27 protein-coding genes and 1 pseudogene are annotated in these 23,710 nt (G+C 62.1%); 16 read left to right on the plus strand and 12 right to left on the minus strand.

All coding sequences use genetic code 11. The features are described from left to right. The first annotated feature begins 91 nt into the window (after positions 1-91). Together C4J90_RS08220 and C4J90_RS08225 are read left to right on the plus strand one after the other, a co-directional pair. Complete coding sequence (locus C4J90_RS08220; protein ID WP_124419587.1) at positions 92-340, plus strand: hypothetical protein; 249 nt, start codon at positions 92-94, stop codon at positions 338-340. A gap of 166 nt (positions 341-506) precedes the next feature. After that, positions 507-755, plus strand: coding sequence for a CsbD family protein (locus C4J90_RS08225; protein ID WP_124361940.1), 249 nt, complete (start codon positions 507-509; stop codon positions 753-755). 242 nt (positions 756-997) lie between these two features. Here C4J90_RS08225 and C4J90_RS08230 read toward each other — a convergent pair whose 3' ends face one another. Beyond that, on the minus strand, positions 998-1,327 hold the full coding sequence (locus C4J90_RS08230; protein WP_124366406.1) for an EscU/YscU/HrcU family type III secretion system export apparatus switch protein: 330 nt from the start codon (positions 1,325-1,327) through the stop codon (positions 998-1,000). Next, the gene (locus C4J90_RS08235) at positions 1,324-2,901 is read right to left on the minus strand and encodes a flagellar hook-length control protein FliK (protein ID WP_124419588.1); all 1,578 of its coding nucleotides are present in this window, start codon (positions 2,899-2,901) and stop codon (positions 1,324-1,326) included. Before C4J90_RS08235 ends, C4J90_RS08230 begins: the two co-directional genes overlap by 4 nt. Positions 2,902-3,101: 200 nt before the next feature. Between C4J90_RS08235 and ccmA the strand changes: the two genes are divergently transcribed. The 13 genes from ccmA to C4J90_RS08300 all read left to right on the plus strand — a co-directional run bounded on the left by ccmA (position 3,102) and on the right by C4J90_RS08300 (position 12,002). Beyond that, positions 3,102-3,737 carry a cytochrome c biogenesis heme-transporting ATPase CcmA gene (ccmA, locus tag C4J90_RS08240; RefSeq protein WP_124361943.1) on the plus strand — a complete coding sequence of 212 codons (636 nt, stop codon included), beginning with the start codon at positions 3,102-3,104 and terminating at the stop codon, positions 3,735-3,737. Next, the gene (gene ccmB, locus C4J90_RS08245) at positions 3,734-4,402 is read left to right on the plus strand and encodes a heme exporter protein CcmB (RefSeq protein ID WP_124361944.1); all 669 of its coding nucleotides are present in this window, start codon (positions 3,734-3,736) and stop codon (positions 4,400-4,402) included. Before ccmA ends, ccmB begins: the two co-directional genes overlap by 4 nt. A gap of 84 nt (positions 4,403-4,486) precedes the next feature. Then, positions 4,487-5,242 carry a heme ABC transporter permease gene (locus C4J90_RS08250; protein WP_124419589.1) on the plus strand — a complete coding sequence of 252 codons (756 nt, stop codon included), beginning with the start codon at positions 4,487-4,489 and terminating at the stop codon, positions 5,240-5,242. Continuing rightward, on the plus strand, positions 5,239-5,415 hold the full coding sequence (ccmD, locus tag C4J90_RS08255) for a heme exporter protein CcmD (protein WP_057722744.1): 177 nt from the start codon (positions 5,239-5,241) through the stop codon (positions 5,413-5,415). Before C4J90_RS08250 ends, ccmD begins: the two co-directional genes overlap by 4 nt. Further along, on the plus strand, positions 5,412-5,879 hold the full coding sequence (gene ccmE, locus C4J90_RS08260; RefSeq protein ID WP_124361947.1) for a cytochrome c maturation protein CcmE: 468 nt from the start codon (positions 5,412-5,414) through the stop codon (positions 5,877-5,879). The genes ccmD and ccmE overlap by 4 nt, the downstream gene beginning before the upstream one ends. A gap of 3 nt (positions 5,880-5,882) precedes the next feature. After that, positions 5,883-7,868 (plus strand): heme lyase CcmF/NrfE family subunit, encoded by a 1,986-nt coding sequence (locus C4J90_RS08265; RefSeq protein WP_124419590.1) that lies wholly within the window; start codon positions 5,883-5,885, stop codon positions 7,866-7,868. Then, complete coding sequence (locus C4J90_RS08270; protein ID WP_124414238.1) at positions 7,865-8,401, plus strand: DsbE family thiol:disulfide interchange protein; 537 nt, start codon at positions 7,865-7,867, stop codon at positions 8,399-8,401. Before C4J90_RS08265 ends, C4J90_RS08270 begins: the two co-directional genes overlap by 4 nt. Then, positions 8,398-8,871, plus strand: a complete 474-nt coding sequence (locus tag C4J90_RS08275) for a cytochrome c-type biogenesis protein (protein ID WP_124419591.1) — start codon at positions 8,398-8,400, stop codon at positions 8,869-8,871. Before C4J90_RS08270 ends, C4J90_RS08275 begins: the two co-directional genes overlap by 4 nt. Beyond that, entirely contained in the window at positions 8,864-10,048 is a 1,185-nt protein-coding gene (ccmI, locus tag C4J90_RS08280) for a c-type cytochrome biogenesis protein CcmI (RefSeq protein ID WP_124419592.1), read from the plus strand. The genes C4J90_RS08275 and ccmI overlap by 8 nt, the downstream gene beginning before the upstream one ends. Positions 10,049-10,063: 15 nt before the next feature. Then, complete coding sequence (locus C4J90_RS08285; protein WP_124361952.1) at positions 10,064-10,459, plus strand: hypothetical protein; 396 nt, start codon at positions 10,064-10,066, stop codon at positions 10,457-10,459. Positions 10,460-10,650: 191 nt separating this feature from the next. Then, positions 10,651-11,217: a phosphonate metabolism protein/1,5-bisphosphokinase (PRPP-forming) PhnN gene (gene phnN, locus C4J90_RS08290; RefSeq protein WP_124361954.1), complete on the plus strand. Its 567-nt coding sequence runs from the start codon at positions 10,651-10,653 to the stop codon at positions 11,215-11,217. A gap of 180 nt (positions 11,218-11,397) precedes the next feature. Continuing rightward, positions 11,398-11,586 carry a type II toxin-antitoxin system HicA family toxin gene (locus C4J90_RS08295; protein WP_065901605.1) on the plus strand — a complete coding sequence of 63 codons (189 nt, stop codon included), beginning with the start codon at positions 11,398-11,400 and terminating at the stop codon, positions 11,584-11,586. Positions 11,587-11,597: 11 nt separating this feature from the next. Further along, the gene (locus C4J90_RS08300) at positions 11,598-12,002 is read left to right on the plus strand and encodes a type II toxin-antitoxin system HicB family antitoxin (protein ID WP_048729935.1); all 405 of its coding nucleotides are present in this window, start codon (positions 11,598-11,600) and stop codon (positions 12,000-12,002) included. On the opposite strand, the gene C4J90_RS08305 is transcribed toward C4J90_RS08300, so the two are convergent. The 10 genes and pseudogenes from C4J90_RS08305 to gcl all read right to left on the minus strand — a co-directional run bounded on the left by C4J90_RS08305 (position 11,999) and on the right by gcl (position 22,861). Beyond that, positions 11,999-13,195 (minus strand): MFS transporter, encoded by a 1,197-nt coding sequence (locus C4J90_RS08305; RefSeq protein WP_124361957.1) that lies wholly within the window; start codon positions 13,193-13,195, stop codon positions 11,999-12,001. The two genes, C4J90_RS08300 and C4J90_RS08305, sit on opposite strands and share 4 nt — an antisense overlap. Before the next feature lie 224 nt (positions 13,196-13,419). After that, the gene (locus C4J90_RS08310; protein ID WP_124419593.1) at positions 13,420-14,424 is read right to left on the minus strand and encodes a sulfate ABC transporter substrate-binding protein; all 1,005 of its coding nucleotides are present in this window, start codon (positions 14,422-14,424) and stop codon (positions 13,420-13,422) included. A gap of 96 nt (positions 14,425-14,520) precedes the next feature. Beyond that, a complete protein-coding gene (locus tag C4J90_RS08315; RefSeq protein ID WP_124419594.1) occupies positions 14,521-15,345 on the minus strand; it encodes an ion transporter in 825 nt (274 codons plus the stop codon). Positions 15,346-15,375: 30 nt separating this feature from the next. Next, positions 15,376-16,251: an urea transporter gene (locus tag C4J90_RS08320; protein WP_124419595.1), complete on the minus strand. Its 876-nt coding sequence runs from the start codon at positions 16,249-16,251 to the stop codon at positions 15,376-15,378. A gap of 1 nt (position 16,252) precedes the next feature. Further along, positions 16,253-16,348 (minus strand): annotated as a pseudogene (locus C4J90_RS27020) (outer membrane lipoprotein carrier protein LolA); the annotation flags it as partial. Between the two features lie 8 nt (positions 16,349-16,356). Continuing rightward, entirely contained in the window at positions 16,357-17,772 is a 1,416-nt protein-coding gene (gene pyk, locus C4J90_RS08325; RefSeq protein ID WP_124419596.1) for a pyruvate kinase, read from the minus strand. Further along, on the minus strand, positions 17,762-19,042 hold the full coding sequence (locus C4J90_RS08330) for a glycerate kinase (protein ID WP_124419597.1): 1,281 nt from the start codon (positions 19,040-19,042) through the stop codon (positions 17,762-17,764). The genes pyk and C4J90_RS08330 overlap by 11 nt, the downstream gene beginning before the upstream one ends. Before the next feature lie 192 nt (positions 19,043-19,234). Then, positions 19,235-20,125, minus strand: a complete 891-nt coding sequence (locus C4J90_RS08335; RefSeq protein WP_124419598.1) for a 2-hydroxy-3-oxopropionate reductase — start codon at positions 20,123-20,125, stop codon at positions 19,235-19,237. A gap of 167 nt (positions 20,126-20,292) precedes the next feature. Beyond that, positions 20,293-21,075 (minus strand): hydroxypyruvate isomerase, encoded by a 783-nt coding sequence (hyi, locus tag C4J90_RS08340; protein ID WP_124419599.1) that lies wholly within the window; start codon positions 21,073-21,075, stop codon positions 20,293-20,295. A gap of 10 nt (positions 21,076-21,085) precedes the next feature. Beyond that, complete coding sequence (gene gcl, locus C4J90_RS08345) at positions 21,086-22,861, minus strand: glyoxylate carboligase (RefSeq protein ID WP_124406717.1); 1,776 nt, start codon at positions 22,859-22,861, stop codon at positions 21,086-21,088. Between the two features lie 257 nt (positions 22,862-23,118). On the opposite strand from gcl, the gene C4J90_RS08350 reads away from it, so the two are divergent. Further along, on the plus strand, positions 23,119-23,559 hold the full coding sequence (locus C4J90_RS08350) for a heme-binding protein (RefSeq protein ID WP_124403553.1): 441 nt from the start codon (positions 23,119-23,121) through the stop codon (positions 23,557-23,559). Positions 23,560-23,710: the final 151 nt, after the last annotated feature.

Here is a 23,710-nt window from a genome sequence, read left to right on the forward strand (position 1 = left end):
AAAAATTTGAACCGCCCGTGAATGCGCTTACCTAATGATTAGCTTGTGACGAATCGCACAGGCAATTTGCCAATATCGGCATATCCGAGAGGTGGGCAACGTGGCTAAAGACGAGAAGAAAAGCAAAGGTGAAGGTTCGAAAGCCAGCAAGGAATTGAAAGACAAAAAGTCTTCACCGGTAAAAAAATCCGCGGCGGCATCGACTCTTTCAAAAACTTCGGAAAAGAAAGACAAGAAAAAAGATGCCGAACCCAAGAAGCCCGTAAAAAAAGCTGATAGCAAGCCAGAAAAGGCGAAGAAGCCGGAGAAGGCAGAAAAGCCGGCGAAAAAGAAAAAATGATACCTGCTAGGGCCTTGCGCCCTAGCTTCTCCACGCTCGGGGCCTTCGATTCCGGAGGCTCATCAACTTTGAACTAATCATAATGCCCGTCCCCCTAACGCTGTGCAGATAATCCCTGGCTTGGGTCGATCCTGAGCTGATCAATGACACGCAAAGGTGGTGAATCATGAAGAGTGAACAAGTAGAAGGTGTGGCTGAAAAACTCGCCGGCAAGGCACAAAGTGCGGTCGGAAAGTTGTTGGGTGATTCGAAGATCGAAGCAGAAGGTGCTGGACGACAAGCTGCCGGTCAGCTGACCCAGACCTATGGCGACGCACTGGACAGCGTATCTACGTTCGTTAAAGAAAAACCAGTCGCCGCACTCGCGATTGGTGCGGTGGCCCTGCTGGTGCTCGACCGTCTGCTGCGCCGCTGAGGTTTATCGGCTTGGTCCGATAGCGCAGGTTCAGGTGACTGATACACCGCTATCGGGGCAAGCCTCAACGCCGATCAGTTAAGCGAAAGGGACTCATTGTAGGAGCGAGCTTGCTCGCGAAAAACGTCCAGGCAACGTGTTTATTCTGGATAAACGCGGGGGCTCTGAGTCTTTCGCGAGCAAGCTCGCTCCTACATAGCAAGCCCCCTCCCACATTTGAATCGGTGTTGGCCTGGCTTTATTCAGTAGTCGTCGCCACGTTCCGTCACATCCCGCTCCACCGGCCCCGCGTCGGGGTCATAGCCCACTGGGAACTTGCCCTTCAGGGTCCAGGCAAACGCGATGATTTCGGCGATCGTGCGGTACAACTCCTCCGGAATACTGTCCCCCAATTCCATACGCGCCAGCAGCTTCACCAATTCGGCGTTTTCATAGATAGGAACTTCATTTTCTCGCGCCAGCTTGAGGATCGCTTCGGCCAGGGCCTCATCGCCCTTGGCGGTCAGGGTGGGGGCTTGCTGGCCGTCGTACTTGAGGGCGATCGCCTGGCGGGGAGGTGAGGGGTTCTTCATGCGGTCTCATCCACCCAGCGTTGTTCCAGTCCGGTTTTGGGCCCGCGCGGCGGGGTGCCGAGGTGGCAATCCAGGTCGCCAACGTTAAGCCCGGACGCCACCAGGCGTTCGCGCAGGCTGCCCAGGTGGTTTTCGATCAGGCTGGCGGTAAAGGGTCGTGTCGCCCATAACTGGCTGGAGAGTTTGCCCTGAGTCAGCTGCGCTTGCACTTGCAACGGCCCCAACGGCTCCATATCGAACGCCAGTTCCACGCGCCAAAGCATCTGCTTGGGGTCTTTGCGCTCTTTGCGGTCGGGCTGCTCTTTATCCGCGGGCGGCTCCTCGCGCTGGAATTTCACCTGCAGCGGCACGATGTCCTGCAGGTTGCGCATGGGGATTTCCAGTTGCCAGGTGGTTTGCAGGCGGCCATCGGCGGTGGTGCCGGTCTGTTCCAGGCTCGACAGTTGGTGGCTCTGTAAGCGAGCGATCGCCCCGGCGGCCAGGCGCAGCAGGTTTTCCAGGTCGCCTTCGCCTTCCAGTTTGGCCATCAGCCGCTCGGGCAGTGGGAAACTCGCGGGCGTCTGACGCGCACTGACCTGACCGAGGGTGCCCAACGGGCTGCGCACAAAATTGGGCAATACCTGGGCCAGCGTATTGGCGGCGAGGATGGCATTCAGATTGGTGCTGGCGGGTAGGGCAGGCAGTAGATCCGCGACCAGGCGCAGCAGCGCGCCCTTCATGTCCAGCGGTGGTATTTGCGGGTTCTGCCCGGCAAGCAGCTTCGCCTCCAGAAAGGCCCCGCTGTTCTGCACCAGTTGCGCCAGCACCTTGGGATTGCTGACTTGTGCCAGGTCGGGGAGGGCCGCCAGTAAACGCTCGGCCGCCCCACGCAGGTCGGCGGAGGTGCTGTCGCCACGGGGCAGGTTTTGCAGGGCGGTAAACACTGCATCCAGCGAGCCTTGGCGACTTTGCTGGGTCGAGAGTTGCTGCGCGACCGCCAATTGGTCCTTCATGCCACTCAAGGGCACGAAGCTCAGGGTCTGCGCGTCCTGCACGACCGCGCTGAGCAAGCTGCCAACCCTTAACGGCTGCGGGCTTTCCACGGTGAGGGTGGCAGTGGTCATGGCGTTATTGAGCACAGTCACCAGCGAGCGATAGACCGCCGGCTGCGCGGTGCCCTGGGGCAGCATCTGGGTGGTCAGCACCTTGGCTTGCAGCAGCGTGCCCACCGGCATTTGGGTAGTGTCGATGCGGGTGAGGGCGGCGACATTGGCGCTCAACGCCTGCTGCAGCGAGAGGGTAAGGTTGCCCGCTGGCGTCTGGCCCACGGCCACGTTACTGCCCAACGGCAGCGGCTGGGTGCTGCTGGCCTGCACCAGGGTCTGGCGACCACCCTCAAGCGTCAACTTCAACAGTAACTGAAAAGCTTCGCCGCCTTGTTTAAGCGCGATGACCTCGGCGTTGACGGTTTTTCCAGGCGCGATCAAGCCGGTCTGCGGCTCCAGCAGCTTGAGCAACTCGCCGGCCGCAGGCAGCGGGGCGGGGCCTGAAGTCGCGGTTGGCGGCAGGGTAGGAAGGTTGATCTCACCGGTCATCGTGCGCATCGTCTCTGGGGAAATTGCCCTCTTTAGAGTAGGGCATCGCATGTATAATGCCGCCCGTCTGCAACGAGAGCGGTAAAAACCTCACAACTATTTGATCCAGCTCTCTAAAATCGGTCGCCAAAGCCGTTATTGTGCATTTCTCTATAACGGCCGCTGCACCGCCGACTTGAACCGTAAAGGCCCGCGATCTCTTGACCAGCCCTCTTCTTGAAGCCGTAGCGCTTGCCTGTGAACGCGACCTGCGCCTGCTGTTCGAACACCTCCAATTGCGCCTGGCGGGCGGCGACATGGTGCAAGTCAGCGGCCCCAACGGCAGTGGCAAGACCAGCCTGCTGCGCTTGCTGGCAGGGTTGATGCAACCGACGGCGGGTGAGGTTCGGCTTAACGACAAGCCCCTGCATGAACAGCGCACCGAGTTGGCCCGCAACCTGATCTGGATCGGCCACGCCGCCGGGATCAAGGACGTACTCACCGCAGAAGAAAACCTCAGTTGGCTCAGCGCGCTGCATCATCCCGCTGGCCGCGATGCAATCTGGCAGGCCCTGGCCGCTGTCGGTCTCAAGGGCTTCGAAGACGTGCCCTGTCACACCCTCTCCGCCGGCCAGCAGCGTCGTGTCGCGCTGGCGCGCCTGTACTTGCCGGGCCCGCCGCTGTGGATTCTCGACGAACCATTCACCGCCCTCGACAAACAAGGCGTGGCCCAATTGGAAGAACACCTGGCCCGGCATTGCGAGCAGGGCGGGTTGGTGGTGCTCACCACCCACCACACCCTGGCGCGCAGGCCCGCCGGTTACCGTGAACTGGATCTGGGGCGGTGGTCGGCATGAGCGTCTTTGCGCTGCTGGTCGCCCGCGAAGCACGCCTGTTGTGCCGGCGCCCGGCAGAGCTGGCCAACCCGCTGGTGTTCTTCGCCATCGTGGTTGCCTTGTTCCCCCTGGCGGTCGGTCCCGAGACTAAACTGTTGCAAACCTTGTCCCCGGGACTGGTGTGGGTAGCGGCGCTTTTATCCGTGCTGCTCTCGCTGGACGGGCTGTTTCGCAGTGATTTCGAAGACGGTTCCCTGGAGCAATGGGTCCTTTCGTCGCACCCTTTGCCCCTTCTGGTATTGGCCAAGGTACTGGCACACTGGGCCTTTTCCGGCCTCGCGCTGGTCTTGCTTTCGCCGCTGCTGGCGCTGATGCTGGGTTTGCCGGTTGAATGCTTGCCGGTGTTGCTCCTGTCCTTGTTACTCGGTACACCAGTGCTCAGCCTGTTGGGGGCGGTGGGCGCAGCGTTGACCGTCGGTTTGAAGCGCGGTGGCCTGTTACTGGCCCTGCTGATTCTGCCGTTGTACATCCCGGTCCTGATCCTCGGCAGCGGTGCTTTGCAGGCTGCGCTGATGGGCATGCCGGCAACCGGTTACCTCCTGTGGCTTGGCAGCCTGGCCGCCCTTGCGGTAACCCTGACACCCTTTGCCATAGCGGCCGGCCTGAAGATCAGCGTCGGCGAATAATGAGGTCTGGTCAGGCTTTACACGCTTAGCCAGTAAAGACCCTAAGCTGCTTGCCACGACAAGCAGCAACCGTGAGAAACAGCAATGAACTGGACCTGGTTTCACAAGCTCGGCTCGCCCAAATGGTTTTATGGCATCAGCGGCAGGCTGCTGCCGTGGTTGAGCGTCGCCGCCGTGCTGCTGATCGGCACCGGCTTGGTCTGGGGCCTGGCCTTCGCACCGCCGGACTACCAGCAAGGCAACAGCTTTCGCATCATCTATATCCACGTGCCCGCCGCCATGCTGGCGCAGTCCTGCTACGTGATGCTGGCGGTGTGCGGCATCGTCGGTCTGGTCTGGAAGATGAAGCTTGCCGACGTCGCCCTGCAATGTGCCGCGCCGATCGGTGCGTGGATGACCGCCGTGGCGTTGGTCACCGGCGCGATCTGGGGCAAACCCACCTGGGGTTCGTGGTGGGTGTGGGATGCGCGGCTCACGTCCATGTTGATCCTGCTGTTCCTGTACTTCGGCCTGATCGCCCTGGGCAACGCGATCAGCAACCGTGACAGCGCCGCCAAGGCTTGCGCGGTGCTGGCGATTGTCGGCGTGATCAACATCCCGATCATCAAATACTCGGTAGAGTGGTGGAACACCCTGCACCAGGGCGCCACCTTCACCCTCACCGAAAAACCGGCGATGCCGGTGCAAATGTGGGCGCCGTTGCTATTGATGGTGCTGGGTTTCTACTGCTTCTTCGGCGCGGTGCTGCTGCTGCGCATGCGCCTGGAAGTGCTCAAGCGTGAGGCTCGCACCAGCTGGGTCAAGGCCGAAGTTCACGCCAGCCTGGGAGCGCCTGCATGAGTTTTGCTTCATTCAGCGATTTTCTCGCCATGGGCCATCACGGCCTGTATGTCTGGACGGCCTATGGCATCTGCCTGGCGGTGCTGGCCCTCAACGTCGCCGCGCCGCTGCTGGCGCGCAAGCGTTACCTGCAACAAGAGGCGCGTCGTCTGCGCCGGGAGACCGATAAGTGAATCCGTTGCGCCGAAAGCGTCTGTTGATCATCCTTGCCATCCTCGCCGGTGTCGCCATTGCCGTGGGCCTGGCCCTGAGTGCCCTGCAGCAGAACATCAACCTGTTCTACACCCCGACCCAGATCGCTAATGGCGAAGCGCCGGTGGATACGCGCATCCGCGCCGGCGGCATGGTGGAGAAGGGTTCACTGAAACGCTCCGGCGATTCCCTTGACGTGACCTTCGTCGTCACCGACTTCAACAAAGCCGTGACCATCACCTATCGCGGCATCCTCCCGGACCTGTTCCGCGAAGGCCAGGGCATCGTCGCCCTGGGCAAGCTCAACGCCAACGGCGTGGTGGTGGCCGATGAAGTGCTGGCCAAGCACGATGAAAAATACATGCCGCCGGAAGTCACCAAAGCGCTGAAAGACAGCGGCCAATCCGCGCCTGGCTCAATGCCGGCACCTGCCAAGGAGGGCTAAGCGATGACGTCCGCACTGTTTATTCCTGAGCTGGGCCAGTTGGCGATGATCCTCGCCCTGTGCTTCGCCGTCGTCCAGGCCGTGGTGCCGCTGCTCGGTGCCTGGCGCGGCGACCGCCTGTGGATGAGCCTGGCGCAGCCGGCCGCCTGGGGCCAGTTCGCGTTCCTGCTGTTCGCCTTCGGCTGCCTGACCTATGCCTTCATGACCGACGATTTTTCCGTCGCCTATGTGGCCAATAACTCCAACAGCGCGCTGCCCTGGTACTACAAGTTCAGCGCCGTGTGGGGCGCCCACGAAGGGTCGCTGCTGCTGTGGGCGTTGATCCTCGGCGGCTGGACCTTCGCCGTATCGGTGTTCTCGCGCCAATTGCCGCAAGTCATGCTCGCACGGGTGCTGGCGGTGATGGGCATGATCAGCATCGGGTTCCTGCTGTTTCTGATCATGACGTCCAACCCGTTCAGCCGCATCCTGCCGCAGATCCCCGTGGACGGGCATGACCTCAACCCACTGCTGCAAGACATCGGCCTGATCGTGCACCCACCGATGCTTTACATGGGGTATGTCGGCTTTTCGGTGGCCTTTGCCTTCGCCATCGCCGCGTTGCTCGGCGGGCGCCTGGATGCGGCCTGGGCGCGCTGGTCGCGTCCCTGGACCATCGTCGCCTGGGCCTTCCTGGGTATCGGCATCACCCTGGGGTCTTGGTGGGCTTACTACGAACTCGGCTGGGGCGGCTGGTGGTTCTGGGACCCGGTGGAAAATGCGTCGTTTATGCCCTGGCTGGTCGGCACTGCGCTGATTCACTCCCTGGCTGTCACCGAAAAACGTGGCGTGTTCAAGAGCTGGACCGTGCTGCTGGCCATCGCGGCATTTTCTCTCAGCCTGCTCGGCACCTTCCTTGTGCGTTCGGGCGTGCTGACGTCAGTGCACGCGTTTGCGTCGGACCCTGCGCGCGGCGTGTTCATCCTGATCTTCCTGCTGTTTGTGGTCGGTGGTTCGCTGACGCTGTTTGCCTTGCGTGCACCGGTGGTCAAAAGCCAGGTCGGCTTTAACCTGTGGTCGCGGGAAACCTTGCTGCTCGGTAACAACCTGGTACTGGTGGTGGCCGCGTCGATGATCCTGCTCGGCACGCTGTACCCGTTGGTGCTGGATGCCTTGAGCGGTGCCAAGCTGTCTGTCGGCCCGCCGTACTTCAACGCCTTGTTCATTCCGTTGATGGGCCTGTTGATGGTGGTGATGGCGGTCGGCATGCTGGTGCGCTGGAAAGACACCCCGGTGAAATGGCTGGCCGGCATGCTGATGCCGGTGCTGCTGGGCAGTGTGGCCCTGGCCGTGATCGCCGGGGTGGCCTACGGCGATTTCAACTGGGCGGTGCTCGCCACGTTCCTGCTCGCGGCCTGGGTACTGCTGGCCGGTGTGCGCGACATTGCCGACAAGACCCGTCACAAGGGCTTGATCAAAGGCTTGCCGACGTTGACCCGCAGCTACTGGGGCATGCAGATCGCCCACCTCGGCATCGCGGTGTGTGCCCTGGGGGTGGTGCTGTCGAGCCAGAACAGCGCCGAGCGCGACCTGCGCCTGGCACCGGGTGAGTCCATGGACCTGGCCGGTTATCACTTCATCTTTGAAGGCGCCAAGCATTTCGAAGGGCCGAACTTCACGTCAGACAAAGGCACTGTGCGCGTCGTGCGCAACGGCAAGGAAATCGCCGTGCTGCATCCGGAAAAACGCCTGTACACGGTGCAGAGCTCAATGATGACCGAAGCCGGCATCGACGCGGGGTTCACCCGTGATCTGTATGTGGCGCTCGGTGAACCGCTGGGCGACGGCGCCTGGGCGGTGCGCGTGCATGTGAAACCGTTCGTGCGCTGGATCTGGTTTGGCGGTTTGTTGACCGGTTTCGGTGGCTTGCTCGCCGCGCTGGACCGGCGCTATCGGGTCAAGGTCAAGAGTCGGGTGCGTGAAGCCCTCGGTATGGGAGCGGCGGTATGAAGCGTTGGTTGATGGTGTTGCCGCTGGCAGCGTTCCTGGTGGTGGCGGTGTTCCTTTATCGTGGCCTGTACCTGGACCCGGCCGAGTTGCCGTCGGCAATGATCGGCAAGCCGTTCCCGGAGTTTTCACTGCCGAATGTGCAGGGCGACAAGCAGCTGTCCCGCGCCGACCTGTTGGGTAAACCGGCGCTGGTCAACGTGTGGGGCACCTGGTGCATCTCCTGCCGCGTCGAACACCCGGTGCTGAATAAACTGGCCGAGAACGGTGTGGTGATCTACGGCATCAACTACAAGGACGACAATGCCGCGGCCTTGAAGTGGTTGGCCGAATTCCACAACCCCTACCAGCTGGATATTCGCGATGAGGACGGCAACCTCGGCCTGAACCTGGGCGTGTACGGCGCGCCGGAAACCTTCTTTATCGATGCCAAGGGCGTGATCCGCGACAAGTATGTCGGCGTGATCGACGAAGTGGTCTGGCGCGAACAACTGGCCGCCAAATACCAGGCCCTGGTTGATGAGGCCAAACCATGAAGCGCCTGTTGGCTGCCGCCGTCCTGGCGCTGGGGCTGGCCGGTGTGGCCCACGCCGCCATCGACACCTATGAATTTGCCAACGACGCCGAGCGTGAGCGTTTTCGCGAGCTGACCAAGGAACTGCGCTGCCCCAAGTGCCAGAACCAGGACATCGCTGACTCCAACGCGCCCATCGCTGCCGACCTGCGCAAAGAGATCTTCCGCATGCTGGGGGAGGGCAAGGACAACCAGCAGATCATCGACTTCATGGTCGACCGCTACGGTGATTTCGTGCGCTATAAACCGGCCCTGACCGGCAAGACCGCGCTGCTCTGGTTCGGCCCTGCCGGGCTGTTACTGGCTGGCGTGGTGGTGATGGCCGTGATCGTGCGCCGCCGCCGCGCCGCGCCTGCCGATGGCTCCGATGCGCTGTCCCCTGAAGAGCGTAAACGTCTCGACCACTTGCTGGACACCAAGACTGATGATTGATTTCTGGCTCGCAGCCGGCCTGCTGCTGTTGATTGCCCTGAGTTTCCTGTTGATCCCTGTTTTGCGCGGCCGCCGCGCCCAGCGTGAAGAGGATCGCACCGCGCTGAACGTGGCGCTGTATCAAGAACGCGTCGCCGAGCTGCAAGTGCAGCAGGACGAAGGCGTGTTGAATGCCGCGCAACTCGATACCGGCCGCGCAGAAGCGGCGCGTGAGTTGCTGGCCGACACCGAGGGCCTGGAAAAGCCTCGCGAATCCCGCCTGGGCAAACCGCTGCCATTACTGGCGGCGGTGTTGGTACCGGTGCTGGGCTTGGGCATGTATCTGCATTTTGGCGCGAGTGACAAAGTCGAACTGGCCCGTGAGTTCTCCCAGCCGCCAGTGTCCATGGCCGACATGACCCGACGCCTGGAACGCGCCGCTGCCGCGCAACCGGATTCAGCAGAAGGGTTGTACTTCCTGGGGCGCGCCTACATGGCCCAGGATCGTGCGGCCGATGCCGCTAACGTCTTCGAACGCACCGTGGCCCTGGCCGGGCGCCAGCCCGAACTGCTCGGGCAGTGGGCTCAGGCGCAATATTTTGCTGACAACAAGCAGTGGTCACCCAAGATCCAGGCGCTGACCGACGAAGCCTTGAAGCTCGATCCAAAGGAAGTCACCAGCCTTGGCCTGCTCGGTATCGCCGCCTTCGAAGGCCAGCGCTACCAGGAGGCTATCGATTACTGGAATCGTCTGCTGGCGCAACTGCCCCCCGAAGACAATTCCCGTGTTGCGCTGCAAGGCGGTATCGACCGCGCGGCGCAAAAGCTCAGGGAGAGTGGCGGCACTGTCGCGCAAAAGGCCGTGCTGAAAGTGCGCGTGGACCTGTCCGCCGAAGTGAAAGCCAAGGCCCTGCCCGGCGACAGCGTGTTCATCTTTGCCCGCGCCGTCAGCGGCCCGCCGGCGCCATTGGCGGCCAAGCGTGTCAGCGTTGCCGAGCTGCCCGTCACCGTGGAACTGGGCGATGCCGACGCGATGATGCCGCAGTTGAAACTGTCCAACTTCCCTGAAGTCCAACTGGTTGCGCGCATATCCCGGGCAGGTGTTCCAACCGCTGGCGAGTGGATCGGCCGCAGCCAACCCCTGGCCAGCAACACCACTGCACTGCAGCAGCTGACCATCGACAGTCCGGATAAGTAATTCGAGGAAACGCCCATGACCGCATTTGCACGTATCACCCTGCTCAGCCTGGTAGTGGGCCTGAGCGCCTGTGCGGTCCACCGGCCACCTCCCGGGCCCACTGGGCCGACCATCCCGCCGTCCGGCCCGTCGACGCAACCGACGACCAAACCCTCCGGCCCGGTCACCCCGCCGCCGAAACCACTGCCAACCAAATCGCCAACCTTCGCCCCACCTCCCGGCGCCGCCAGCCACTGGGATGGCAAGATGCAGGTCTACGTACTCGACGACCAGCCCGACACCTTCTATCGCCAGCGCACCTACTACCGCTGGAGCAACGGCTGGAGCCGCTCCATCAGCCCGAACGGGCCGTGGGAAGAAACCAACGTGCAAGGCGTGCCGCCGGGGTTGAGCAAGCAGTACGCGCAATGACAACAGGCGACCTTTATAGGTCGCCTTTTTCATGACTGTAAAATGCATACCTCCAAACACTGAAGATCAAATGTGGGAGGGGGCTTGCCCCCTCCCACAAATGTTTACCGCGCCATAGCGATTCACTGCTGTACCGGGCAAACCGGTACAGTGGGCCAATGAGTGGGAAAACAAGCAAAGAGGGTGTGGTGATGGCAGGCAGGTTGATCTATCTCATCGGGCCTTCCGGTTCGGGCAAGGACAGCCTGCTGGAGGCCGCACGCCCACGGTTGGCCGAGCGCGGTTGCCGCATTGTGCGCCGCGTCATCACCCGGTCTGCAGAAGCGGTGGGTGAAGCGGCGCTGGGCGTGAGCCCGGCGCAGTTTGCGGCGATGCAGGCGCAAGGCGAGTTTGCCCTCAGTTGGCAGGCCAATGGGTTGTCCTACGGCATTCCCAAGCAGATCGATGAGTGGCTGGCGGCTGGGGAGGACGTGCTGGTCAACGGCTCGCGCGCGCACCTGGCGCAAACCCGTGAGCGTTATCCGACGTTGCTGGTGTTGTTGCTGACGGTCGATCAGGTGGTGTTGCGCCAGCGTTTGATCGCACGCGCACGTGAGTCATTGGCCGATATTGAGGAACGCCTGGCACGCAACGTGCGGTTCACCGAGGAACTGATCACCGCCAATGGCGAAGGGTTATTCGTGTTGGATAATTCCGGCCCGTTGGAACATACGGTCGAGCGCTTGCTCTGCTGCCTGGCCCACGGGCACTCGGCCTGAGCCCGATACTGCGTCGAAACGCCTACCCCAGATCTCTTTGATATCACCCACCGCGCCACCAGGCGCGCCTTCCGTTGTGCATATTCAGTAAAACAACCGCCAGTCAGACCAGTCAATTCTGTGCTTGAGTAAAGATAACTCTAGGGTTATTTTTATTTAGTCCAAGCCAAGGAGGCAGGGGTGCAAAGCAGGCTATTGATCAAAGAGCTGCAAGAGGCGGGTTGGGTGCTGGATCGTGTCACCGGCAGCCATCACATTTTTACCCACCGCTATAACCCGTACACGATCCCGGTGCCTCATCCGAAGAAAGATCTTCCCTTGGGCACCGTCAGAAGCATCAGGAAACGCGCCGGGCTGTTTCAGTTTTAAGGAGAGCATGCATGCAATACCCAATCTGTATCGAATGGGGCGATGACTTTACCGCCACCGGTATCCAGATCCCCGATATTCCGGGTGCTGTCACCGCCGGGGACAGTTTTGAAGAGGCGTATAACGCGGCCGTGGAGGTTGCGCACATCATGCTGCAGGAGATCGCCGCCGAGGGCGGAGTGATTCCGATGCCAACCTCAGTCGCCAATCATCACGCCCATGAAGACTACGCCGGCATGGGCTGGGGCATGTTGGAGCTGGATATCTCGCCCTATCTGGGCAAGACCGAGAAGGTCAACGTGACCTTGCCCGGCTATGTGATCCAACGCATCGACCGTTACGTGCGCGAGCATAAAGTCAAAAGCCGCTCGTCATTTCTGGCGGACGCGGCTTTGGAGAAGTTGGTGCGGTCTTAAGCGGTTGCCGCCGCCACCTGGCGCGACGCACTGAGAAACCGCAACAACGCCACCAGCGGGAACGCACTGCCCACCAGCATCACCCCCAGCCAACCGCCGTGTTCGTACACGCTGCTGGCAATCGCCGAGCCGAAGGCGCCGCCAATGAAGATGCTGGTCATGTACAGCGCGTTCAGGCGGCTGCGGCTCTGGGCGTCGAGGGCGTAGACGGCGCGTTGGCCGAGGACCATGTTCATCTGCACGCAGAAGTCCAGCACCACGCCGGTCACCGCCAGGCCGATCACACTGTACAGCGGGTGCACGAAGGCCGGCAGGAAGCTCAACGCGGCAAACAGCATCGCCAGCAGCGACGCACGGTGGGTGTGGCCGGCGTCCGCCAGGCGCCCGGCGATGGGCGCCGCGATGGCACCCAGGGCACCGACCAGGGCGAACAGCGCGATTTCGCTCTGGGTCAGGCCATGATTGCGTGCCAGTTCCAGTGGGGCAGCGGTCCAGAACAGGCTGAAGGTGGCGAACATGCAACCCTGATAAAACGCGCGCTGGCGCAAAACCGGCTGGTGGCGCAACAGGCTGCCCAGCGAGCCCAGCAGTTGACCGTAGCTGGCGCTATGATCCGGCTGGCGCTTGGGAATGGTCAGCATCAACACCACGCTGATGAACACCATCAACGCCGCCGCCGCCATGAACATCGCACGCCAGCCGAAGTGGTCCGCCACCACGCTGGACACCGGCCGCGCCAGCAGAATGCCCAGCAATAACCCGCCCATGATGCTGCCGACCACCCGGCCACGGGACTCGGCAGGCGCCAGGTGCGCGGCCAACGGGATCAGGATCTGCACCGACACCGAGCTGAAGCCGATCAGCAGCGACACCAGCAGGAACAGGTTGGGCTGCTCGGTGAACGCGGCGCCCAGCAGGCTGGCGATGGCCACCACGGTGGTGATGATCATCAGCCTGCGGTTTTCCAGCAGGTCCCCCAGCGGCACCAGGAAGAACAGGCCCAGGGCATAGCCGATCTGCGTCAGCGACACAATCAGGCTGGCCATGGCCGGCGTGAGCCCGATGTCCGGGGCAATCAGTTCGATGATCGGCTGCGCGTAATAGATGTTGGCGACGATGGCGCCGCAGCAAAACGCAAACAGCATGACCATGCCTCGGGTCATGGTGCCTGTCGCCTGGGAGGTAGCGTTCATGGTGTTCTCATAAAAGCGAAGGAAGATGGCGTGAGAGGGTAAAGACAATGGCCGGCAGTGAGTAGGCCGCTTGTAGTGATAACGGTCATGCCGCGAAATAATGACACTACACAAAACCAATGTGGGAGGGGGCTTGCTCCCGATGGCGGTGGATCAGTCAATGCCTGTGCTGGCTGACCCACCGCTATCGGGAGCAAGCCCCCTCCCACAGTATTGAGGAACGCTTACTGGCCGGAGTAAATCTGGTCAAACACGCCGCCATCATTGAAGTGGGTTTTCTGCACGGTGCGCCAGTCACCAAAGGTTTTCTCTACCGACAGGAAGTCGACTTTCGGGAAACGGTCGGTGTACTTGGCCAGCACTGTCGGGTCACGCGGGCGCAGGTAGTTGTTGGCGGCGATTTCCTGGCCTTCGGCCGACCACAGGTACTTCAGGTAGTCTTCAGCGGCCTCGCGGGTGCCTTTCTTCTCGACCACTTTGTCCACCACCGACACCGGCGGCTCAGCTTCGGCGGAGACGCTTGGGTAGATCACTTCGAACTGATCGCGGCCGAATTCACGGGCGATCATTTCCGCTTCGTTTTCAAAGGTGACCAGCACGTCGCCGATCTGATTGGTCATGAAGGTGGTGGTGGCGGCACGGCCACCGGTGTCGAGCACTGGAGCTTGCTTGAACAGTTTGCCGACAAAAGTCTTGGCTTTTTCTTCATCGCCGCCGTTCTTCAGCACATAGCCCCAGGCCGACAGGTAAGTGTAGCGGCCGTTACCCGAGGTTTTCGGGTTGGGCACGATCACCTGTACGCCATCCTTGAGCAGGTCGGGCCAATCTTTCAGGGCTTTCGGGTTGCCCTTGCGCACGATAAATACGGTGGCGGAAGTGAACGGCGCGCTGTTGTTCGGCAGGCGGGTGACCCAGTTGTCCGGTACCAGTTTGCCGTTGTCAGCCAGGGCGTTGATGTCGGTGGCCATGTTCATGGTGATCACGTCCGCCGGCAGGCCGTCGATCACCGAGCGCGCTTGTTTGCTGGAGCCGCCGAAGGACATCTGCAGGGTCAGCTTGTCATTCGGGTGTTCGGCATCCCAATGCTTCTGGAAGGCGGCGTTGTAGTCCTTGTAGAAATCACGCATCACGTCGTAGGAGACGTTGAGCAGGGTGACCGGTGCAGCCTGGACGGCGCCGGCCAGGGCCAGGCCGGCGGCCAGGAGAGAGGCGCTGAGAAAGTTTTTCACTGCTCATTCCTTGTTGTTCGAGAGAAGGGGGGAGGCACAATGCCAGCGACTATAGCCGGGGCCGCATAGTCGCTTAAAGATTAAAAAGAACTTTGCTTATTCCACTTTCTTAAAGAGATTGCTGCCACAGCGTGAGCAAAACGCCGCATTCGGCTCGTGGCTGTTCTTCCTGCACACCGGGCAGTCAGTTTGCAGCTGCTCACCGCGCATGGCGCTCGCCAGTTCTGCGGTGAATATCCCGGTGGGCACGGCAATGATCGAGTAACCGGTGATCATCACCAGCGAGGAAATCACTTGGCCCAGGGGAGTCTTGGGCACGATGTCGCCAAAGCCCACGGTGGTGAGCGTCACGATCGCCCAATAGATGCCCTTGGGAATGCTGGTAAACCCGTGTTCCGGGCCCTCGATCACGTACATCAAGGTGCCGAACACCGTCACCAGGGTGCACACGCTCACCAGGAACACCACGATCTTCTGCTTGCTGCCGCGCAGCGCCGCCATCAGGTAGTTGGCCTGCTTGAGGTAGGGGCTCAGCTTGAGTACGCGGAAGATCCGCAGCATGCGGATGATGCGGATAATCAGCAGGTACTGCGCGTCGCTGTAGTACAACGCGAGGATGCCGGGGACGATGGCGAGCAGATCCACCAGGCCATAAAAGCTGAACGCATAGCGCAATGGCTTGGGCGAGCAGTAAAGCCGCAGGCCGTACTCGATCAGGAAGATGAGGGTGAAGCCCCACTCGATATACGCCAGCACGTCGGCGTAGTTCTGGTGGATCTGGTCGATGCTGTCGAGCATCACGATCACCAGGCTGGCGAGGATGATCAACAACAGGATGCCGTCAAAGCGCCGCCCGGCGACGGTGTCGCTTTGAAAAACCATGACGTAGAGCCGCTGGCGCCAGTCGTTGTTGCTGTCCATAAGTCCGCCTGAGGTGAATATCGGCAAAGCCTAGGGGGATTCGAACGGCCTGTCCATGCGCGGTGTGCGCAGCATTCGCTGGCTGGCGCGCACCAGCCAGCAGCTGAGAATGAACGGCGCGGTCAGCGCCGGCAGGTGCAGCGCGGCAAACCCTGGGGTGAGCAGAATGGCCAGCCCGATGCCGAGCAGCGGCAGCCAGGGTTGGCGCCGTGCCTGGCTCAGCGCCAGGGCGGCGAGCGCCGGGTTGTAGCTGTGCAGGCCGAGCAGGGCGCCGCTGGTTTCGCCCAGCAGCAAGGCGACCAGTACGCCGGCGATGGCGCCGAGCAGTGCCCACACGGCGGCGCGGCGGTCAGCCAGTAGCACGCCGACGGCGATCAAGGCCCCGGCCAGGGGCTGGTCCAATAGCAGCACTTGCGCCAGGCCGGTGAACGGCGCAGCGAGTACCGTCAGGGTATCGGGCTCGATCAGGGCCAAGGTAGCGGGCGCCATGGTGCCCAGCAACAACCAGCCCAGGCCGACAAAGGGTGCGGTGTAGGCGGGTAGGTCCTGGGGGTGCGAGGCCAGTTTCAACCACTGTCGCACCAGCATCGCGCTCACGCCGCCGCACGCCAGGATCAGCGGCGGCACCAGGGCCGACCAGGCGAAGTGCTGGCTGATCAACAAGCCCAGCAAGACGCCGTTGTAGCTATACAGCCCGGCCTGGCGTTCGGCCTTGGGGTAGCCCCGGCGCTGGGCCGTGAGCAAACCCGCGACGCCGCCCAGCAAGGCGCCGCCGAGCAACGCCGGGGCGCCGATCAGGATCGCCAGCAGGCACAGCAGGCCGCACAGTGGATGGCGCTGGAGAAAAATCTGGCTGAAGCCGTTGAGCAGGGCTTCGGCCCAGTCGGGGCAGGTGGAGTTGTGCATGGCAGCTCCCTGTAGGAGCGAGCTTGCTCGCGAAAAACCTAAGGGCGCCGCGTGCATTCAGAATGCCTGCGTCATCGTTGACGTTCTTCGCGAGCAAGCTCGCTCCTACAGTAGGGTTTCGATACGCAGCGAGTTGGTCGACCCCAACTGCCCAAACGGCACCCCGGCGGTAATCACCAGCGTATCCCCGCGTTGCGCCATCCCTTGGGCCTGGGCGATCTCCAATGCGGTGGAACACACCTCATCCACCTGGCGCAGCCGATCGTTGACCACCGAGTGCACCCCCCACGCCACGCTCAAACGCCGCGCCGTGGACAGGTTCGGCGTGAGGTTGAGGATCGGCGCCACCGGCCGCTCTCTGGCCGCGCGCAGGCTGGAGGCGCCCGACTCGCTGTAGTTCACCAGCACCGCCACCGGCAGGATGCTGCTGATACGCCGGATCGCACAGCTGATGGCGTCCGACACCGTGGCGTCCGCCCCGGGCCGGCTGACATCCAGCTGGGCCTGATAGTCCGGGCCGTTTTCAACTTGGCGGATAATCTTGCTCATCATCTGCACGGCTTCCAGCGGGTACTCGCCCGACGCGGTTTCCGCCGACAGCATCACCGCGTCCGCGCCTTCTGCCACCGCATTGGCCACGTCGGTGACTTCGGCGCGGGTCGGCGCCGGGGAAAAGCGCATGGACTCGAGCATCTGTGTCGCCACCACCACCGGCTTACCCAATTGGCGGCAGGTTTTAATGATGTCCTTCTGGATCTGCGGCACGCTTTCGGCCGGCACTTCCACGCCCAGGTCGCCGCGGGCCACCATGATCGCGTCGCTCAATTCGGCGATTTCCCGCAGCCGTTGCACCGCCGAGGGCTTCTCGATCTTGGCCATCAGGAACGCCCTGTCGCCGATCAGCTCGCGGGCTTCGCGGATATCTTCCGGGCGCTGCACGAACGACAGCGCCACCCAGTCCACGCCCAATTCCAGGCCGAACGCCAAGTCGCGACGGTCCTTGGCGGTGAGCGGGCTGAGTTCCAACAGCGCCTGCGGCACGTTCACACCTTTGCGATCGGACAGCTCGCCGCCATTGAGCACGGTGGTGTCGATGGCATCGGCATGCTTGGTGAGCACGCGCAGGCGCAGCTTGCCGTCGTCCAGCAACAGCTCCATGCCCGGCTCCAGTGCCGCGATGATTTCCGGATGGGGCAGGTTGACCCGACGCTGATCGCCCGGTGTTTCATCCAGGTCCAGGCGCAGCGCCTGGCCACGCACCAGTTGCACCTTGCCCTCGGCAAAGCGCCCGACGCGCAGCTTGGGCCCTTGCAGGTCCATGAGGATGCCCAGCGGATAGTTCAACTGGCGCTCCACCTGGCGAATCCACTGGTAGCGCTGCGCGTGATCGGCGTGGTCGCCATGGCTGAAGTTGAGACGAAAGATATTCACCCCGGCTTCCACCAGCTCGCGGATGTCATCGATCCCATCGGTGGCCGGGCCCAGGGTGGCGAGGATTTTGACCTTCTTGTCAGGCGTCATGTTTGGCAGTCTCGAGGATCAGGATGGCGCGGAAGTCGTTGACGTTGGTGCGGGTCGGCTCGGTGACTATCAGCCCGTCGAGCGCGGCGAAATAACCGTAGCCGTTGTTGCTGTGCAGCTCGTCGCTTGCGCTCAGGCCCAAGGCTTCGGCGCGGCGGTAGCTGCACGGGGTCATGATCGCGCCGGCGTTGTCTTCCGAGCCGTCGATGCCATCGGTATCGCCGGCCAGGGCGTAGACGCCGGGCAAGCCCTTGAGGCTGTCGGTGAGGCTGAGCAGAAACTCCGCGTTGCGCCCGCCACGGCCATTGCCGCGCACGGTGACGGTGGTTTCGCCGCCGGAGAGAATCACGCACGGCGCCGCTAATGGCTGGCCGTGCTGCACGATTTGCCGGGCAATGCCGGCGTGCACCTTGGCCACGTCGCGTGCTTCACCTTCGAGGTCGCCGAGGATCAGCGGGCTGAACCCGGCCTGGCGTACTTTTACCGCCACCGCTTCCAGGGATTGCTGCGGCCGGGCGATCAACTGGAAGTGGCTGCGGGCGAGCAGCGGGTCACCAGGCTTGACGGTCTCCGACGCAGGGTCCTGCAACCAGTTGCGCACCGAGGCGGGCACGTCGATGCCGTAGCGCTTGAGAATTGCCAGGGCCTGTTGCGAAGTGCTCGGGTCGCCGACCGTGGGGCCGGAGGCGATCACCGTGGCCTGGTCGCCCGGTACATCGGAAATCGCGTAGGTATAGACCGTGGCCGGCCACGCGGCCTTGGCCAACCGCCCGCCCTTGATCGCCGAGAGGTGCTTGCGCACGCAATTCATCTCGCCAATGGTGGCGCCGGACTTGAGCAGGGCTTTGTTGATGCTTTGCTTGTCGGCCAGGGTGATGCCTTCGGCGGGCAGGGCGAGCAACGCGGAACCGCCGCCGGAGAGCAGGAAAATCACGCGGTCGTCTTCGGTCAGATGGCTGATCAGGTCCAGCACGCGCTTGGCCACGGCGAGGCCGGCAGCGTCGGGCACGGGATGGGCGGCCTCGACCACTTCGATTTTCTGGCACGGCGCACCATGGCCGTAGCGGGTGACGACCAGGCCGCGAACCTCGCCCTGCCAGCAGTCCTCCACAACCAGCGCCATGGCGGCTGCGGCCTTGCCGGCGCCGATCACGATCACCCGGCCGCTGCGGTCGGCGGGCAGGTAAGGTTCAAGGACTTGCCGGGGATGGGCGGCGTCGATGGCTGTGGCAAACAGCTCGCGAAGCAGGTGTTGCGGATCGACCGACATAAGCGGGCTCCGGGGGAAATTCTTGTTATTAGAGGTGCAACAATCCAACGATGAAATGAGGGCCAAATGTGGGAGGTGGCTTGCCCCCGATAGCAGTGTTTCAGTCACCTCATCCATAACCTGACACACCGCAATCGGGAGCAAGCCCCCTCCCACCTTTGAATGCATTTCAACAGGGGAGAGTGGTGTGGGTTATTTATCGCGAATCGAGAAATTCGCCATATGCTCCAACCCCTTGATCAATGCCGAATGGTCCCAGTTACCGCCGCCAAGCGCCGCGCAGGTGCTGAACACTTGCTGGGTGCCGGCGGTGTTCGGCAAGTTGATCCCTAACTCTTTCGCCCCGGCCAGGGCCAGGTTCAAGTCCTTCTGGTGCAGGTTGATACGAAAGCCTGGATCAAAGGTGCCCTTGATCATGCGTTCGCCATGCACTTCCAGGATCTTCGACGAGGCAAAGCCGCCCATCAGCGCTTCACGCACCTTGGCCGGGTCGGCGCCGTTTTTCGAGGCGAACAGCAGCGCTTCGGCCACCGCCTGGATATTCAGGGCCACGATGATCTGGTTGGCGACCTTGGCGGTCTGGCCATCCCCGTTACCGCCTACCAGGGTGATGTTCTTGCCCATCGCCTGGAACAGCGGCAGCGCGCGCTCGAAGGTCTGCGGTTCGCCGCCGACCATGATGCTCAGGGTGCCGGCCTTGGCGCCGACTTCACCACCGGACACCGGGGCATCCAGGTACTGCGCGCCGGTCTCGTTGATTTTCGCAGCGAACGCCTTGGTGGCGGTGGGGGAGATCGAGCTCATGTCGATCACCACCTTGTTCGGCGACAGGCCGGCGGCCACGCCGTCGGCGCGCAACAGCACGTCCTCGACCTGCGGGGTGTCGGGCACCATGACGATGATGAACTCGGCTTCCTGGGCGACTTGCTGGGGGGTGGCCAAGGCCACCGCGCCGGCGCTGATCAGTTCAGCCGGGGCCTTGCCATGATGTTCGGAGAGAAACAGTTGGTGACCTGCTTTCTGCAGGTTCGCGGCCATGGGTTGGCCCATGATGCCGGTGCCGATAAATCCGATTTTAGCCATGATGAAAGTCCTCTTTTTTATTAGATATGGCGCGGTCTTTTAGACGCTGCCAAGCCAATGTGGGAGGGGGCTTGCTCCCGATAGCGGTGCATCAGTCGACACACCTTTCGAATGAAACATTGCTATCGGGAGCAAGCCCCCTCCCACATTGTTTGGTGTTGTGTCTGTCAGATGGCGTTGTGGCTTTTGAGCCAGCCAAGCCCCGCTTCGGTGGTGGTCAGCGGCTTGTACTCACAGCCGACCCATCCGGTGTAACCGATGCGGTCCAGGTGCTCGAACAGGAAGCGGTAGTTGATCTCACCGGTGCCCGGCTCGTTGCGCCCTGGGTTGTCGGCCAGTTGAATGTGGTTGATCACACCCAAGCGCGTGGCCAGGGTGCGGGCCAGATCGCCCTCCATGATTTGCATGTGATAGATGTCGTATTGCAGGAACAGGTTGTCACTGCCCACCTGCTCGCGGATCGACAGAGCCTGCGCGGTATTGTTGAGGTAGAAACCCGGAATGTCGCGGGTGTTGATCATCTCCATCACCAGCTTGATACCCGCTGCCTGCAATTTGTCGGCGGCGTACTTGAGGTTGGCGACGAAGGTTTTCTCAATGGTTTCGTCATCCACGCCTTGCGGCCGGATGCCCGCCAGGCAATTGACCTGGGTATTGCCCAGCACCTGGGCGTAGGCGATAGCCAGCTTGACCCCGGCGCGGAATTCTTCGACCCGGTCGGGGTGGCAGGCCAGGCCGCGTTCGCCTTTGGCCCAGTCGCCGGCCGGCAGGTTGAACAGCACCTGGGTCAGGCCGTTGGCGTCGAGCTGCGCCTTGATCTCAGCTGAGCTGAATTCGTACGGGAACAGGTACTCCACCCCTTCGAAGCCGGCATCGGCGGCCGCTTTGAAGCGGGAAAGGAAATCCTGCTCGGTAAACAGCATGGACAGGTTGGCGGCAAAGCGCGGCATAGGGTTCTCCTTAATCGAGCAGGGAAATGGCGGTCGGTGCGTCGTTGCCGACCAGGGCCAGGTCTTCGAATTCGTTGACGGCGTTGATCTCGGTGCCCATGGAAATATTGGTCACGCGCTCCAGAATAATCTCAACGATCACCGGCACCTTGAATTCTTCAATCATTTCCTGAGCGCGGCGCAGCGCCGGCTGGATCTGGCTCGGCTCGAACACGCGCAACGCCTTGCAACCCAGGCCTTCGGCAACCGCGACGTGGTCCACGCCATAGCCGTTGAGTTCGGGTGCGTTGAGGTTGTCGAAAGACAGCTGCACGCAGTAGTCCATTTCAAAGCCGCGTTGCGCCTGGCGGATCAGGCCAAGGTAGGAATTGTTCACCACCACGTGGATATACGGCAGCTTGAATTGCGCACCCACGGCCAGCTCTTCGATCATGAACTGGAAGTCGTAGTCGCCCGACAGGGCCACCACTTTGCGGCTTGGGTCGGCCTTGACCACCCCGAGCGCCGCCGGAATCGTCCAGCCCAAGGGCCCGGCCTGGCCGCAGTTGATCCAGTGGCGTGGCTTATACACATGCAGAAACTGCGCGCCGGCGATCTGCGACAGGCCGATGGTGCTCACGTAGCAGGTGTCTTTGCCGAACACCTGGTTCATCTCTTCGTACACCCGTTGCGGCTTGACGGGCACGTTGTCGAAGTGGGTCTTGCGGTGCAGGGTGGCCTTGCGCTGCTGGCAATCATGGAGCCAGGCGCTGCGGTCCTTGAGCTTGCCGGCGGCTTTCCACTCGCGGGCGACTTCAATGAACATCGTCAGCGCGGCGCCGGCGTCGGACACGATGCCCAGGTCTGGGGTGAATACGCGGCCAATCTGGGTAGGTTCGATGTCGACGTGGATGAATTTGCGGCCCTCGGTATACACCTCCACCGAACCGGTGTGGCGGTTGGCCCAGCGGTTGCCGATGCCCAGCACCACGTCGGACTTGAGCATGGTCGCGTTGCCATAGCGATGGGAGGTTTGCAGGCCGACCATGCCGACCATCTGCGGGTGATCGTCGGGAATGGTGCCCCAGCCCATCAGGGTCGGGATCACCGGAATGCCGGTCAACTCGGCGAATTCCACCAGCAACTCGCTGGCGTCAGCGTTGATCACACCGCCACCGCTCACCAGCAGTGGGCGCTCGGCCTGGTCGAGCAGGGCCAGGGCCTTTTCCACCTGGATGCGTGTCGCCAATGGCTTGGCCAGGGGCAGCGGCTGGTAGGCGTCGATGTCGAATTCGATTTCGGCCATCTGCACGTCGAACGGCAGGTCGATCAACACCGGGCCAGGACGGCCGGAGCGCATTTCATAGAAGGCTTTCTGAAACGCGTAGGGCACCTGGCCGGGTTCGAGCACGGTGGTCGCCCACTTGGTCACCGGCTTGACGATGCTGGTGATGTCCACGGCCTGGAAGTCTTCCTTGTGCATGCGGGCACGGGGCGCTTGCCCGGTGATGCACAGGATCGGGATCGAGTCGGCCGAGGCGCTGTACAGGCCGGTGACCATATCGGTGCCCGCCGGGCCCGAGGTGCCGATGCACACGCCGATGTTGCCGGCCTTGGTGCGGGTGTAGCCCTCGGCCATGTGTGAGGCGCCTTCAACGTGGCGAGCAAGGACGTGATCGATGCCACCCACCTTCTGCAAGGCCGAATACAACGGGTTGATCGCGGCGCCTGGGATACCGAAGGCGGTGTCCACCCCTTCACGGCGCATCACCAGGACGGCGGCTTCGATTGCTCTCATTTTGCTCATGGTTTTGGTGCCTCTTGCGTTTTGTAATTGTATACAAGTGGTGTCTGGACAAAGTGTATTCACGGCGAGCGGCGTAGGTCAATGCATTTCATAAACTGAGCTTTGCGTTCGTCTGAATCACTTTTTTCGACGTATGGAAGCTTTGTCTGGAAATATTGTATACAAAAATAAATACTATTGTGTTCTATTTGTTTGATCCGGCATCTGATCAAACAGACGCTCCAACGTATTCCCAATAACAAAAGAAGGACGGCACCATGAGCGCTTTAACCTTGAAACTTGCCACCCAACTGGCCAGCCAGGCCCTGGCCGCAGGCCGCACCATTGCCGCCGCGCCACTGACCATCGCGGTGCTCGACAGTGGCGGCCACTTGGTCACCCTGCAACGCGAAGACGGGGCGAGCCTGCTGCGCCCGCAGATCGCCATCGGCAAAGCCTGGGGCGCGATTGCCCTGGGCAAAGGTTCACGGCTGCTGGCGCTGGATGCGCAGCAGCGTCCGGCGTTCATCGCGGCGCTGAACAGCCTGGGCCAGGGCAGCGTGGTGCCGGCGCCGGGTGGGGTATTGATTCGAAATCAGGACGGCGTGGTGCTGGGGGCGATCGGGATCAGCGGGGATACGTCGGATATTGATGAGCAGTGCGCGATCACGGCGATCGAGGGGGTGGGGTTGATGGCGGATGCGGGGGTGTCAGCTTGATCTTTGGGTGATCTTGAAAAGCATCGGGGGCAAGTCGAACCGTCGCACCGCCCCTCCCACATTTGACTGTATTCACAGATAGAAATGTGTGAACCCAATCAAGTGTGGGAGGGGCGGTGCGACGGTTCGACTTGCCCCCGATTAGCCCAGG

The organism is Pseudomonas sp. R2-60-08W, assembly GCF_003852335.1.
Classification (GTDB): Bacteria; Pseudomonadota; Gammaproteobacteria; order Pseudomonadales; family Pseudomonadaceae; genus Aquipseudomonas.